The organism is Salmonella sp. FC25216 (assembly GCF_057751355.1).
The window spans coordinates 267,395-280,354 of sequence record NZ_JBDGON010000003.1 but is presented as its reverse complement, the minus strand read 5'-3'; the positions used below and the strand labels follow the sequence as shown (position 1 = coordinate 280,354).

Genomic DNA, 12,960 nt, shown 5'->3' with positions numbered 1-12,960 from the left:
ACGACTCTAAAAGAGGTCAGGACATGAGCACTTTAGGTCATCAGTACGATAACTCACTGGTTTCTAATGCGTTTGGTTTTTTACGTCTGCCAATGAACTTTCAGCCGTATGACAGCGATGCCGACTGGGTGATCACCGGCGTACCGTTTGATATGGCAACGTCCGGTCGCGCTGGCGGTCGTCATGGCCCGGCGGCGATCCGTCAGGTATCGACCAATCTCGCCTGGGAACATCACCGTTTCCCGTGGAATTTTGACATGCGTGAGCGCCTGAATGTCGTGGACTGCGGCGATCTGGTGTATGCGTTTGGCGATGCCCGTGAAATGAGTGAAAAATTACAGGCGCACGCCGAAAAACTGCTGTCTGCGGGTAAGCGTATGCTCTCTTTCGGCGGCGACCACTTTGTCACGCTGCCGCTGCTGCGCGCCCACGCCAAACATTTTGGCAAAATGGCGCTGGTACATTTTGACGCGCATACCGATACCTACGCTAACGGCTGCGAATTCGATCACGGCACGATGTTCTACACCGCGCCGAAAGAAGGCCTGATCGATCCGCATCATTCGGTGCAGATCGGTATTCGCACCGAGTTTGACAAAGACAATGGCTTTACCGTACTGGATGCTTGTCAGGTCAACGATCGCGGCGTGGATGATATCCTCGCTCAGGTGAAACAGATCGTCGGCGATATGCCGGTCTATCTGACCTTTGATATCGACTGTCTGGACCCGGCGTTTGCGCCTGGTACCGGTACGCCAGTGATCGGCGGTTTGACCTCCGATCGTGCCATTAAACTGGTACGCGGTCTGAAAGATCTGAACATTGTCGGTATGGATGTGGTAGAAGTCGCGCCGGCTTACGATCAGTCGGAGATCACCGCTCTGGCGGCCGCGACGCTGGCATTAGAAATGCTCTATATCCAGGCGGCGAAGAAGGGCGAGTAATCGCGCATTGCCCGGCGGTGCGACGCTTACCGGGCCTGCGTGTTGGCCGGATAAGGCGTTCACGCCGCCATCCGGCACTGTTCAGGGATTATTTGATCCCGTCCGCGCTCATGCGATCGCGCACATGCTGCGCACGCGCGGCGGATGCCGGATGATCGTCGAACATCGAGCTTTGACGGCCCGCTTCCAGTTTTGCCAGTTTCTCAAAGCTGGTGGCGAGTCCTGCCGGACTGATACCGCGTTTGCGCAACAGATCGTAAGAATAATCATCCGCTTCGGACTCCTGACGCTGGGAGAACTGCGAGTTCACCAGTTTTTCGCCAAGATCGCCAAGCTGTGATTGCGACAGGCTGCCGACAACCCCTCCTGCCGATGCCGCCGCGACGCGCACCGCGTTAGTACCCAGCGCGACCTGCATCCCTTTCTTTACATGACCCAGCGCGACATGGCCCATCTCATGGCCGATCACTGCTTCAACTTCGTTGTCGGTCATCATATCCATTAGCCCGCTGTAGACGCGGATACAGCCGTTCGCCATGGCAAATGCGTTGACGTCTTTCGTCTCGTAAACCTTGTAGTTCACCGGCTGGCCGTTAATGTTATCCCCCAGAGCGGCGGCGATTTTTGCCAGTCGTTTGGCGTATTCGCTGCTCGCTGGCGCGATTTTCGCTTTGCTGTCGAGTTCTTTACAGGATTGATCGCTCAGCGCTTTTACCTGCGCATCGCTTAACGTATAGGCCTGAAAAGCTTCAGCGCCCGAGGAAAGCAGTCCATTGGAGTCCATATTCTGGCAGCCAGTCAGTGCCGTCGCCATGCCCAAAGCAAACAGTGAAGCGCGAATTTTCATTTTTCTCTTCCATACGAATCAATATTGTTTTGAAATGCGCCGGTTGCAGATGAATTAGCGCCTGGGTTAAGTATAAAGAAAAGCGCGGCAGGCAAGTTAGCTAATTGGGTAACATGCGAGCACGATCCGGAGATTTCTGAAGCGGTAAAAGGATGTTCCATGTACATGACGCGCGGCTTGGGGTAAATTGTTGGCAAATTTTCTGGCGTAGCCCAAAACGCGCTGTCGTCAAGTCGTTACGGGCATGGCCTTTCAACATCCGATCTGGAGTCAAAATGTCCTCACGTAAAGAGCTTGCCAATGCTATTCGTGCGCTGAGCATGGACGCAGTACAGAAAGCCAAGTCCGGTCACCCCGGTGCCCCGATGGGTATGGCTGACATTGCCGAAGTCCTGTGGCGTGATTTCCTGAACCACAACCCGACCAACCCGTCCTGGGCCGACCGCGACCGCTTCGTGCTGTCCAACGGCCACGGCTCCATGCTGATTTACAGCCTGCTGCACCTCACCGGCTATGATCTGCCGATGTCCGAGCTGCAGAATTTCCGTCAGCTACATTCCAAAACGCCGGGTCACCCGGAAGTGGGCTACACCGCGGGTGTTGAAACCACCACTGGTCCGCTGGGTCAGGGTATTGCCAACGCCGTCGGGATGGCGATTGCCGAGAAAACTTTGGCGGCGCAGTTTAACCGTCCTGGCCACGACATCGTTGACCACTTCACCTACGTCTTTATGGGCGACGGCTGCATGATGGAAGGCATTTCTCACGAAGTGTGCTCACTGGCCGGTACTCTGAAGCTGGGCAAACTGATTGCGTTCTATGATGACAACGGTATCTCCATCGATGGTCACGTTGAAGGCTGGTTCACCGATGACACCGCGAAACGTTTTGAAGCCTATGGCTGGCACGTTATCCGTGGCGTTGACGGTCATGATGCAGACGCCATTAAACGCGCCACGGAAGAAGCTCGCGCCGTGACTGACAAACCGTCCTTGCTGATGTGTAAAACCATTATCGGTTTCGGTTCGCCGAACAAACAGGGTACCCACGATTCCCACGGTGCGCCGCTGGGCGACGCGGAAATCGCACTGACCCGTGAACAGTTGGGCTGGAAATACGCGCCGTTCGAAATCCCGTCTGAAATCTACGCCCAGTGGGATGCGAAAGAAGCCGGCCAGGCGAAAGAGTCGGCCTGGAATGAGAAATTCGCTGCTTATGCGAAAGCCTTCCCGCAGGAAGCTGCTGAATTCACCCGTCGTATGAAAGGCGACATGCCGGCTAACTTCGATGCGAAAGCGAACGAGTTCATCACTAAACTGCAGGCTAACCCGGCGAAAATCGCCAGCCGTAAAGCGTCCCAGAATGCCATCGAAGCCTTTGGTCCGCTGTTGCCGGAATTCCTCGGCGGCTCCGCAGACCTGGCGCCCTCTAACCTGACCCTGTGGTCCGGTTCTAAGGCTATCAATGAAGACGCGGCGGGTAACTACATTCACTACGGCGTGCGCGAATTCGGTATGACCGCTATCGCTAACGGTATCGCCCTGCACGGCGGTTTCCTGCCGTACACCTCGACCTTCCTGATGTTCGTCGAATATGCCCGTAACGCGGTGCGTATGGCGGCGCTGATGAAACAACGTCAGGTGATGGTTTACACCCACGACTCCATCGGTCTGGGCGAAGATGGCCCGACGCACCAGCCGGTCGAGCAGGTGGCAAGCCTGCGCGTAACGCCGAACATGTCCACATGGCGCCCGTGCGACCAGGTGGAATCTGCGGTGGCGTGGAAATATGGCGTAGAGCGTCAGGACGGTCCAACCGCGCTGATCCTCTCCCGTCAGAACCTGGCGCAGCAGGAACGTACTGAAGAACAGTTGGCGAATATCGCCCGCGGCGGCTACGTACTGAAAGATTGTGCGGGCCAACCGCAGATTATCTTCATTGCGACCGGTTCAGAAGTTGAACTGGCGGTTGCCGCTTACGAAAAACTGACTGCCGAAGGCGTGAAGGCGCGCGTGGTTTCTATGCCGTCCACCGACGCATTTGACAAGCAGGATGCGGCTTACCGTGAATCCGTGCTGCCGAAGGCGGTCTCTGCGCGTGTGGCTATTGAAGCGGGTATCGCTGACTACTGGTTCAAATACGTCGGCCTGAACGGCGCTATTGTCGGTATGACCACCTTCGGTGAATCCGCCCCGGCAGAGCTGTTGTTTGAAGAGTTTGGCTTCACTGTGGACAACGTGATCGCCAAAGCGAAAGCACTGCTGTAATCCTTAATACGGCATAAAACGGGTCGCTTCGGCGACCCGTTTTTATTGGAAGATACATTTATTTTGCTGTTAACAAGGTTTTATTTGTGATGTTTATCGCAATTTTTATATTGTGTTATTTATTGTATTTGTAATGAATATCACAAAATGAAGATTGCTTTTTATTTTTATTGTTTTAACTAATTGTTTTGTAGGTGGATTATAATCTTATCACTTTAAGTGCTCGCTTTTTCGCCTGGATTGATTTCATTTTGCCGCCCGCGTATTTTATTTTTAACGACAGGTTGTACCCTAAAAATAAAATAAGGAGAGCTTATGCGGTTAATAGATTATTTTCCTGAAGCATCTATTACAATAAGACCATCGGCACAAAATTGGCAGGAAGCTGTTGATTTTTCCATGTCATCGCTTTTGGCTAATCGTTATATAAATTCAAATTATATTCAGGCTATCAAAGATTCAACAATCAGTAATGGTCCTTACTATATTCTGGCGCCCGGTGTCGCGATGCCTCATGCTCGCCCCGAATGCGGCGCGTTAAAAACCGGGATGTCATTAACATTGCTCAGGCAGGATGTACAGTTTACCGACGAGGATGACGGCATAAAATTATTAATCGGCCTGTCAGCAGCAGATTCAGATTCACATATTGGTGCTATTCAGGCGTTAAGCGAACTATTATGTGAAGAGGATATTTTAGCGGCGTTATTAGCTGCGAAATCAGAAAAAGAGCTGGCGGATATTATAGCTCGCGAATAATTATTCTCTCCTTTACAGGATATTATTATGGAACACAAGTCTGCTCGTGCAAAGGTCCAGGCTTTTGGGGGCTTTTTGACCGCGATGGTCATTCCCAATATCGGCGCTTTTATTGCCTGGGGTTTTATTACTGCATTATTTATTCCGACCGGGTGGATGCCAAATGAGCATTTCGCCAAAATTGTCGGTCCGATGATTACCTATTTACTGCCGGTAATGATTGGTTCTACCGGTGGACATCTGGTAGGTGGAAAACGTGGCGCCGTGATGGGAGGAATTGGCACCATTGGCGTTATTATCGGCGCTGATATCCCTATGTTTCTTGGCTCAATGATTATGGGGCCTCTCGGCGGTCTGGTCATTAAACATATTGATAGGTTGCTGGAGAAGCGGATTCCTGCCGGTTTTGAGATGGTGATTAATAACTTCTCACTGGGTATCGCCGGGATGATTTTGTGTCTGCTGGGTTTTGAAGTGATTGGTCCGGCGGTACTCATTGCCAATAACTTTGTGAAGGAGTGTATTGAATCGTTGGTACATGCGGGCTATCTGCCGCTGTTGTCCTTAATCAATGAACCGGCAAAAATCCTCTTTTTGAACAATGCTATTGATCAGGGCGTTTATTATCCGCTGGGAATGCAACAGGCGTCGGAAACCGGAAAATCTATTTTCTTTATGGTGGCCTCTAATCCGGGGCCTGGCTTAGGTTTGCTGCTTGCCTTTACGCTATTCGGCAAAGGAATGGCAAAGAAATCTGCGCCTGGCGCCATGATTATCCATTTCCTCGGCGGGATTCATGAGCTCTATTTTCCCTACGTGCTGATGAAGCCATTAACACTCATCGCCATGATTGCCGGCGGGATGAGCGGAACATGGGTGTTTAACCTGCTGGATGGCGGCCTGGTGGCAGGGCCAAGCCCGGGTTCAATTTTCGCCTATCTGGCGCTGACGCCGAAAGGTTCTTTCCTCGCTACGATTGCTGGCGTAACGGCGGGAACGGCAGTGACCTTTATTATCACCGCTTTCATTTTGAAAATGGAAAAAAGTAGCGAAGCCGACAGCGAAGATACTTTTAGCGATTCCGCTAAGGCGGTGAAAGTCATGAAGCAGGAAGGCAAATTTTCATATCGCGACGTGAAACGCATCGCCTTTGTCTGCGATGCGGGGATGGGCTCCAGCGCAATGGGCGCGACAACGTTCCGCCGACGTCTGGAAAAGGCGGGCCTGACTATCGACGTTAAACATTACGCTATCGAAAATGTACCGGATGATGCCGATATTATTGTTACCCATGCCAGCCTTGAAGGACGTGTTAAGCGAGTCAGCAATAAGCCCTTAATACTTATTAAGAACTATATTGGCGATCCGCGCCTTGATGATTTATTTAACCATTTGACATCGAATTAATATTTCAGATTTCTGGAGTAAATATGAAAACGAAAGTAGCTGCTATATATGGCAAGCGGGATGTCCGTATCCGTGAGTTTGAATTACCCGACATTACTGAAAATGAACTGCTCGTAAGCGTAATTTCCGACAGCGTATGTCTCTCTACCTGGAAAGCCGCCTTATTAGGCAGTGAACATAAGCGAGTGCCTGATGACCTGGAAAATCATCCAGTCATTACGGGTCATGAATGTGCCGGAATTATCGTCAAAGTAGGAAAAAACCTGACTGGTAAATATAAAAAAGGACAGCGTTTTGTTTTACAACCGGCGATGGGCTTGCCGAGCGGTTATTCTGCCGGCTACAGCTACGAATATTTTGGCGGTAACGCCACGTACATGATAATCCCGGAAGTAGCGATTAATCTGGGCTGTGTTTTACCGTATCACGGTTCTTATTTTGCCGCAGCATCGCTGGCGGAACCCATGAGCTGCATTATTGGCGCCTATAATGCGAATTATCATACAACGCCTTATGTTTATGAACATCGGATGGGAGTCAAACCCGGCGGTAATATCGCGCTCCTGGCTTGTGCCGGTCCGATGGGCATTGGCGCGATTGATTATGCCATTAACGGTGGGCTTCAGCCGTCGCGAGTGGTGGTGGTAGATATCGATGAGGCCCGCCTGGCGCAGGCAAAAAAACTGCTGCCGGTCAAACAGGCCGCCGAGAAGGGCATTGAGCTTATCTATGTGAATACCGCGGGCATGGCTGATCCTGCTGCGCAACTTCGGGCATTAACCGATGGCGCAGGATTTGATGATGTGTTTGTTTATGCAGCTGTTCCGTCCGTCGTTGAAATGGCTGACGATCTTCTCGCAGAAGACGGTTGCCTGAATTTCTTTGCCGGGCCGACAGATAGCCAGTTCAAGGTACCGTTTAATTTTTACAATGTGCATTACAACAGTACCCATGTCGTAGGGACATCCGGTGGCTCCACGGATGATATGAAAGAGGCTATTGCGTTAAGCGCAACAGGACAGCTTCAGCCTTCATTCATGGTGACGCATATTGGCGGGCTGGATGCAGTGCCGGACACCGTGCTCAACCTGCCGGATATTCCCGGCGGTAAAAAGCTTATCTATAACGGCGTCACCATGCCGCTGACGGCGATTACTGATTTCGCTGAAAAAGGGAAAACGGAGCCGTTGTTCAGGGAGCTGGCGCGTCTGGTTGAAGAGACGCACGGCATCTGGAACGAAAAAGCGGAAAGATACCTGCTGGCGCAATTTGGCGTGGATATCGGGGAGGCGGCATGATGTCTCTGGCATGGCCGCTATTTCGCATTACGGAACAGGCGGCGTTAGCTGCCTGGCCGCAAACCGGATGCGGCGATAAGAACAAAATTGATGGGCTGGCTGTTACCGCAATGCGACAGGCATTAAATGATATCGCCATCCGTGGGCGGATCGTCATCGGCGAGGGGGAAATCGATCATGCGCCCATGTTGTGGATTGGCGAAGAGGTTGGTAACGGTGAGGGGCCGGAGGTGGATATCGCCGTCGATCCTATAGAAGGCACCCGAATGGTCGCCATGGGACAAAGCAATGCGCTGGCCGTCATGGCGTTTTCGCCCCGGGGCAGCTTGTTACATGCGCCTGATATGTATATGAAGAAGCTGGTCGTAAGCCGCCAGGCGAAAGGGGCGATTAATCTGGCGTTGCCGTTAACGGTCAACCTGCGAAACGTCGCCAGGGCGCTTAACAAGCCGCTGGAGGAGTTGCGTATGGTGACGCTGGATAAACCACGGTTGCAGCCTGCCATTGCCGAGGCGACCCAACTGGGCGTGAAAGTTTTCGCCCTGCCCGATGGCGATGTGGCGGCCAGTGTCCTGACCTGTTTGCAGGACAATCCTTATGATCTGATGTATACCATTGGCGGCGCGCCTGAAGGCGTCATTTCCGCCTGTGCGGTAAAAGCGTTGGGAGGTGATATGCAGGCGGAGCTGCTCGACTTCTGTGAAGCGAAAGGGGATAACGCTGACAACCGTCTGGTGGCGCAACAGGAGCGTCAACGCTGCGAAGAGATGGGCGTTGCGGTTAACCGCGTCTACTCCCTTGACGAACTGGCGGCCGGTAACGACATTCTCTTTAGCGCGACGGGCGTTACGGGGGGCGATCTGGTTAATGGGATCCAACGGGTTGCGAACGGTGTGCGCACGCAAACTTTACTGATCGGTAGCGCAGATCGAACGTGTAATATTATAGACTCTCTGCATTCATGGTGACCTATCGAGAAACGAATGACGACGCTGACAGAAGACGATGTGCTTGAGCAACTGGACGCTCAAAATAATTTACTTTCGTTTATGACGACGGCACATACCATTTTGCTCCAGGGCATTAAGCGCTTTCTGCCGTCGTTGTTTGTCGATAATGATGAAGAGATTGTGGAATATGCCGTGAAGCCGCTACTCGCCCAAAGCGGGCCGCTTGACGATATCGACGTTGCATTACGTCTGATTTATGCGCTGGGGAAAATGGATAAATGGCTCTACGCTGACATCACCCATTTTTCTCAGTTTTATCAGTACCTGCATGAACAAGACGCGATTCCCGGTTTTGCCGACGACATTACCTGGGACTTCATCAGTAACGTTAACTGTATTACCCGTAATGCGCCCTTATATAGCGCGCTGGAGTCGATGAAGTTTGCCGACTTCGCCGCGTGGTCTGAGGTGCGTTTTACCGGTATGGTCAAGACGGCGATGGCGCTGGCGGTAACGACAATTTTAAAGGAATTAACGCCGTGAAAATCGCATTGACGGTTAATGGGCTGCACGTTGAAGCACATTATCATGATGATGAAATAGAAAAGGTTCACAAGCCCTTATTGCAACAACTGGCTAAAATACATGCCGCTAAACCTGAGCGCCGTACCATCGTTTTTCTTAGCGCGCCGCCCGGCACAGGCAAATCCACGCTGACCACCTTCTGGGAATACCTCTCTCGTCAGGATGCTGACCTGCCGGAAATTCAAACGCTTCCCATGGATGGCTTTCACTACTATAACCGCTGGCTGGAGGCGCATCATTTACGTGCCTGTAAAGGCGCGCCGGAAACCTTTGACGTCGATAAGCTGGCGGAAAATCTGCGTCTGGTGCGGGCTGGCGAGGCGACCTGGCCGCAGTACGACCGACAGCGGCACGACCCGGTGGAACATGCTGTTGTCATCACGGCGCCGATCGTGATTGTGGAAGGAAACTGGCTCCTGCGGGATGACGACAGATGGCGCGCGTTAGCGGAGTTTTGCGATTTCTCATTATTTATTCGCGCCCCGGCGGAAACCTTACGCGCCCGGTTGATTGGACGCAAACTGGCGGGAGGATTATCACAGGCGGAGGCGGAAACCTTTTATGAACGCACCGACGGCCCGAATGTGCGCCGGGTACTGGAAAGTAGTCTGCCAGCCGATCTCATGCTGGAAATGACCCCTACGGGCGAATATCGGATGGCGCGTCCTTAATGATGTTACGCGGCGTTATCGCGCCATTATGCAATCGTACCACCCGTGAAAAATGACGCTGGGTAAACGCAGCGTCATGGCTAATCGCCGCGACGCAGGTTCCCCGCGCCCGGCATGTCGCCAGCCAGTGCTCAAATACGGTTAGCCAGTGGGCGTCAAAATCCCGGCTGGGTTCATCCAGCAATAACACAGGCGGCGCCATCGCCTCCAGACTGGCTACCGCCACCATCCTGCGCTGCGCGGCGTGCAGATCAAGCGGATGCGCCTCGGCGACGTCCATTAGCTGGCATAACCGCAGCGCGGCCTGGGTGCGCCGTGAAATTTCCTCTGCCGATAAGCGTTGTAGTTTCAGCCCAAAAGCGACCTCTTGTGCGACATTGCTGTGGAAAATCTGGTTTTCCGCTTCCTGAAAGAGTACGCCGATAGCGGCGGCGCGTTGACGATTTTTAAGCTGCGCAATCGGTTCTCCATTCAGCGTTACCGAGCCGGAAGTGGGGGAAAGCAGGCCGGCCATAATCCGTAACAGCGTCGATTTTCCCGCGCCGTTATCGCCGGTCAACGCCAGCCACTCGCCGTCATGAAGTTCAAGCGAGATAGAGTGCAAACAGTCGGCTGCGGCATCCGGCCAGCGATAAGCGACCTGATTTAACGTCAACATAATGGGGTTAGCGCTCCGTCGCGCAATTGCCATACCCGCTGGCATCGCGTCAGAAAAGGAAAATGATTACGTTCAAAAAGCACAATGAGAGAATGACGTTCCAGCGCCCACTGTTGTAGCCGTTCCAGCAGCGTCCCGGTAGCGACTGATGTCAGCCGACTGAAGGCTTCATCAAGAACTAATAGTCTGGGCTGCATGGCAAGCGCGCTGGCAATCACTACCCGCTGCGTTTCGCCGCCGGAGAGCGTGCCGGGATGGCGATGGCGTAACGACTGGCAGTTTGTCAGGGTCAGCGCCTCGTCAATGCGCCGTAGAATTTCCGCTTCATGGAGGCCGAGGTTCTCCGGGCCAAACGCCACCTCTTCCTCTACGCTAAAGGTACAGCCGGAAAGCTGTAAATAAGGCGACTGCTGCACCAACTGGATGGTGGGCGACTGTTCTACCAGCGAGAGCTGCCCGATAGGGACGCCAAGCAGTAAGCCTGTGCCGTCAATATCGCCGGGAAGATAATCCGGATACCAGCCTGCCATCAGTTGCGCCAGCGTACTTTTTCCGCTGCCGTTATCGCCGACTATCGCCACCATTCCGGGCGTTGAATAGTGGAAATCAAAACATGCCGGCGGGCGTGTCGCATCGGACGGAAGATAACGAAACTGCTCTAACGTAACCATATCCACACTCCCGCTTCCGCCAGTATCAGCAGTACCATTCCATACCGCGCAACCCGTTGTAACACGCTATCTTTCGGTGCCCACAGCGTGGTTCGGGTACGATGCAGCCGAAATCCTCGCATATCCAACGCCGCGCCGCGTATCGCCAGATCGTTAAGCGCATTTTGCGTAAGCGGCACGATCAGCGCAGGTATCGCCCGTAGCCGCTGATACCAGCCTTCATCCAGCGGCACGCCGCGCGCGCGTTGGGCTTCATGAACGATCGCCAGTTGTCGTTTGAGCTGTTCGACGACCAGCAACGGGCCAGCGAACAGATAAGCGATGCCGGGCGGCAGACGTGAAGCAAACAGGGCGCGAATAAACCGCTGAACCGGCACATATTGCATCCATAGCTGCGACGTTGACACGATCGCCAGCAGGCGTAGCCATAGCGTAACGGCATATATCCAGCGTTGCGGAGCGCGAGGCTGCCCGCTTATCCATTCCGTTAGCCAACCGCCATGTACCAGCCATAGCCCAACCCCTAAAGACAGCATCAGCCAGGCGACATACTTCGCCCGCTGCCGCGTTGATTTCGACGCTAACAGACAGAGGAAGGTTGCCGCGCTATAAACCGGGAGCACGGTCTGCGCAGGGAGTAGCAGCGTGGTGCAGGCCGCCAGCGCCCATAAGGTTAACGAGGTAAACGGATGCATTTAGCGTACGGCTGACATCGCAGGAAAATGCCGTGTAGTACGTAACGGTAGCTGACGCAGCAGCCCCCAAACGATAATCGCGGTCAGAATTTTATCGACCAGATTGGCACCTATGACGGTAATCGCGACAGACTCTACCAGGTTTTGGCCCATTGAATGCATCCAGGCGACGAATAAATCGGCGCCACTACCGGTAACGCCGCCAAAAAGCGCGGTACGAAGTGGGACTGCGACCAGCGTCACCGCTAACGTAATGACGACGCCGCTGGCGACCACTTTTGGCAGGGTACGAAACCAGCCTGCGCGCGCCAGCCACCCGGCGACCAGGCCGATAACCATCGCTACCGGGGCAAACGCGGCAGCGATAGGGTCGGTAAGCAGCCCCCACAGCAAGTTGGTCAGAAGCCCAGTCAACATGCCGATTACCGGCCCTAACAGCACCGCGCTAATTAAGGTGCCGATCGAGTCGAGAAAAATAGGCAGCTTCAACATGCTAATAAGCTGTCCGCCAATCATATTGATGGCAATAGCGATGACAATCAAAACCAGAGACTGGCTGGAAAACGGGCGACGCGCCATAAAGTACCTCTTAAAGAGTCGTCAATTAACGGGAAGAAATATGCAGTTCGTCATAACCGGAAATGGCGCACGGTTGACGGCTGAACGTCAGCGCTGGCAACTCGCCGATAATCAGTTCCAGCGTGGTACGCACGGTACACCCCGGCATCATATGACCGCCGAGCATGGCCCCGTAGGGATCTGATACCGCGAGATGCAGATGCTCGCCGGTCAGTTCAAGCGTGCCGTTTAGCGAGATAACTTCAAACGTGCCGGTGAGCGACGTGGTCGCCTCTTGCCCGGCATAACGCAGCGCAACGTCGGTCAGACTGCCGGTACACCCAGCTATCCAGGCGGCGTGTAATTGGTTCTGTTGCACAAAGGCGTGTAATTGGGAAAACACTTCCTGGCCGGGAAGCAGACGAAGCGCGTAAAAGCGCGCTGTAGAGGCGTTGTGGTGAGATGCAGTCATCGTTACAGGACTCCGAGACTCGGACGTGGCGCTGATAATATAGACGCTGGCGACAGTGCTTTCTGATATAAATCAGTATTTGTGACGCGACGATGAAAAGATCTGGCGGGCGTACTGGTGATTCGTAAATACGGAATAAATTGCAGCGTAAGCGGCCATGAAATGTGATGCAGGTCAG

Annotated in this window: 14 protein-coding genes; 8 read left to right on the top strand and 6 right to left on the bottom strand. The window is 53.4% G+C overall.

What is annotated here, in order from left to right; all coding sequences use genetic code 11:
- Positions 1-23 precede the first annotated feature (23 nt).
- Entirely contained in the window at positions 24-944 is a 921-nt protein-coding gene (gene speB, locus AC3G3F_RS07550; RefSeq protein ID WP_000105550.1) for an agmatinase, read from the top strand.
- Between the two features lie 88 nt (positions 945-1,032).
- Here speB and loiP read toward each other — a convergent pair whose 3' ends face one another.
- Positions 1,033-1,791 carry a metalloprotease LoiP gene (loiP, locus tag AC3G3F_RS07545; protein WP_023247118.1) on the bottom strand — a complete coding sequence of 253 codons (759 nt, stop codon included), beginning with the start codon at positions 1,789-1,791 and terminating at the stop codon, positions 1,033-1,035.
- A 275-nt stretch (positions 1,792-2,066) separates the two neighbouring features.
- Between loiP and tkt the strand changes: the two genes are divergently transcribed.
- The 7 genes from tkt to AC3G3F_RS07510 all read left to right on the top strand — a co-directional run bounded on the left by tkt (position 2,067) and on the right by AC3G3F_RS07510 (position 9,728).
- Positions 2,067-4,058 carry a transketolase gene (tkt, locus tag AC3G3F_RS07540; protein ID WP_070804055.1) on the top strand — a complete coding sequence of 664 codons (1,992 nt, stop codon included), beginning with the start codon at positions 2,067-2,069 and terminating at the stop codon, positions 4,056-4,058.
- A gap of 315 nt (positions 4,059-4,373) precedes the next feature.
- Complete coding sequence (gene cmtB, locus AC3G3F_RS07535; protein ID WP_063390813.1) at positions 4,374-4,817, top strand: PTS mannitol transporter subunit IIA; 444 nt, start codon at positions 4,374-4,376, stop codon at positions 4,815-4,817.
- 27 nt (positions 4,818-4,844) lie between these two features.
- Positions 4,845-6,224, top strand: coding sequence for a PTS mannitol transporter subunit IIBC (locus tag AC3G3F_RS07530; RefSeq protein WP_023247121.1), 1,380 nt, complete (start codon positions 4,845-4,847; stop codon positions 6,222-6,224).
- Positions 6,225-6,247: 23 nt separating this feature from the next.
- Positions 6,248-7,522: a zinc-binding dehydrogenase gene (locus AC3G3F_RS07525; RefSeq protein WP_079796052.1), complete on the top strand. Its 1,275-nt coding sequence runs from the start codon at positions 6,248-6,250 to the stop codon at positions 7,520-7,522.
- Positions 7,519-8,490, top strand: a complete 972-nt coding sequence (glpX, locus tag AC3G3F_RS07520; RefSeq protein WP_023247123.1) for a class II fructose-bisphosphatase — start codon at positions 7,519-7,521, stop codon at positions 8,488-8,490. Before AC3G3F_RS07525 ends, glpX begins: the two co-directional genes overlap by 4 nt.
- Positions 8,491-8,505: 15 nt before the next feature.
- Positions 8,506-9,015: an MltR family transcriptional regulator gene (locus AC3G3F_RS07515; RefSeq protein ID WP_023247124.1), complete on the top strand. Its 510-nt coding sequence runs from the start codon at positions 8,506-8,508 to the stop codon at positions 9,013-9,015.
- Positions 9,012-9,728: a nucleoside/nucleotide kinase family protein gene (locus tag AC3G3F_RS07510; RefSeq protein WP_053508137.1), complete on the top strand. Its 717-nt coding sequence runs from the start codon at positions 9,012-9,014 to the stop codon at positions 9,726-9,728. Before AC3G3F_RS07515 ends, AC3G3F_RS07510 begins: the two co-directional genes overlap by 4 nt.
- Here AC3G3F_RS07510 and AC3G3F_RS07505 read toward each other — a convergent pair.
- The 5 genes from AC3G3F_RS07505 to AC3G3F_RS07485 are packed head-to-tail and all read right to left on the bottom strand — an operon-like array spanning position 9,697 to position 12,782.
- Positions 9,697-10,386 (bottom strand): energy-coupling factor ABC transporter ATP-binding protein, encoded by a 690-nt coding sequence (locus tag AC3G3F_RS07505; protein WP_488394736.1) that lies wholly within the window; start codon positions 10,384-10,386, stop codon positions 9,697-9,699. The two genes, AC3G3F_RS07510 and AC3G3F_RS07505, sit on opposite strands and share 32 nt — an antisense overlap.
- The gene (locus tag AC3G3F_RS07500; protein WP_023247127.1) at positions 10,380-11,057 is read right to left on the bottom strand and encodes an ABC transporter ATP-binding protein; all 678 of its coding nucleotides are present in this window, start codon (positions 11,055-11,057) and stop codon (positions 10,380-10,382) included. The genes AC3G3F_RS07505 and AC3G3F_RS07500 overlap by 7 nt, the downstream gene beginning before the upstream one ends.
- Positions 11,045-11,752 carry an energy-coupling factor transporter transmembrane component T gene (locus AC3G3F_RS07495; RefSeq protein WP_053508135.1) on the bottom strand — a complete coding sequence of 236 codons (708 nt, stop codon included), beginning with the start codon at positions 11,750-11,752 and terminating at the stop codon, positions 11,045-11,047. Before AC3G3F_RS07495 ends, AC3G3F_RS07500 begins: the two co-directional genes overlap by 13 nt.
- Positions 11,753-12,331 (bottom strand): ECF transporter S component, encoded by a 579-nt coding sequence (locus AC3G3F_RS07490; protein WP_023247129.1) that lies wholly within the window; start codon positions 12,329-12,331, stop codon positions 11,753-11,755. It abuts the gene before it with no gap.
- Between the two features lie 25 nt (positions 12,332-12,356).
- Positions 12,357-12,782, bottom strand: coding sequence for a PPC domain-containing DNA-binding protein (locus AC3G3F_RS07485; protein WP_070802120.1), 426 nt, complete (start codon positions 12,780-12,782; stop codon positions 12,357-12,359).
- Positions 12,783-12,960: the final 178 nt, after the last annotated feature.

Excerpts from the sequence above, each read along its gene's own strand:
- speB (WP_000105550.1), top strand. The coding sequence starts at position 24 with ATGAGCACTTTAGGTCATCAGTACGATAACTCACTGGTTTCTAATGCG.
- loiP (WP_023247118.1), bottom strand. The coding sequence starts at position 1,791 with ATGAAAATTCGCGCTTCACTGTTTGCTTTGGGCATGGCGACGGCACTG.
- tkt (WP_070804055.1), top strand. The coding sequence starts at position 2,067 with ATGTCCTCACGTAAAGAGCTTGCCAATGCTATTCGTGCGCTGAGCATG.
- cmtB (WP_063390813.1), top strand. The coding sequence starts at position 4,374 with ATGCGGTTAATAGATTATTTTCCTGAAGCATCTATTACAATAAGACCA.
- AC3G3F_RS07530 (WP_023247121.1), top strand. The coding sequence starts at position 4,845 with ATGGAACACAAGTCTGCTCGTGCAAAGGTCCAGGCTTTTGGGGGCTTT.
- AC3G3F_RS07525 (WP_079796052.1), top strand. The coding sequence starts at position 6,248 with ATGAAAACGAAAGTAGCTGCTATATATGGCAAGCGGGATGTCCGTATC.
- glpX (WP_023247123.1), top strand. The coding sequence starts at position 7,519 with ATGATGTCTCTGGCATGGCCGCTATTTCGCATTACGGAACAGGCGGCG.
- AC3G3F_RS07515 (WP_023247124.1), top strand. The coding sequence starts at position 8,506 with ATGACGACGCTGACAGAAGACGATGTGCTTGAGCAACTGGACGCTCAA.
- AC3G3F_RS07505 (WP_488394736.1), bottom strand. The coding sequence starts at position 10,386 with ATGTTGACGTTAAATCAGGTCGCTTATCGCTGGCCGGATGCCGCAGCC.
- AC3G3F_RS07500 (WP_023247127.1), bottom strand. The coding sequence starts at position 11,057 with ATGGTTACGTTAGAGCAGTTTCGTTATCTTCCGTCCGATGCGACACGC.
- AC3G3F_RS07495 (WP_053508135.1), bottom strand. The coding sequence starts at position 11,752 with ATGCATCCGTTTACCTCGTTAACCTTATGGGCGCTGGCGGCCTGCACC.
- AC3G3F_RS07490 (WP_023247129.1), bottom strand. The coding sequence starts at position 12,331 with ATGGCGCGTCGCCCGTTTTCCAGCCAGTCTCTGGTTTTGATTGTCATC.
- AC3G3F_RS07485 (WP_070802120.1), bottom strand. The coding sequence starts at position 12,782 with ATGACTGCATCTCACCACAACGCCTCTACAGCGCGCTTTTACGCGCTT.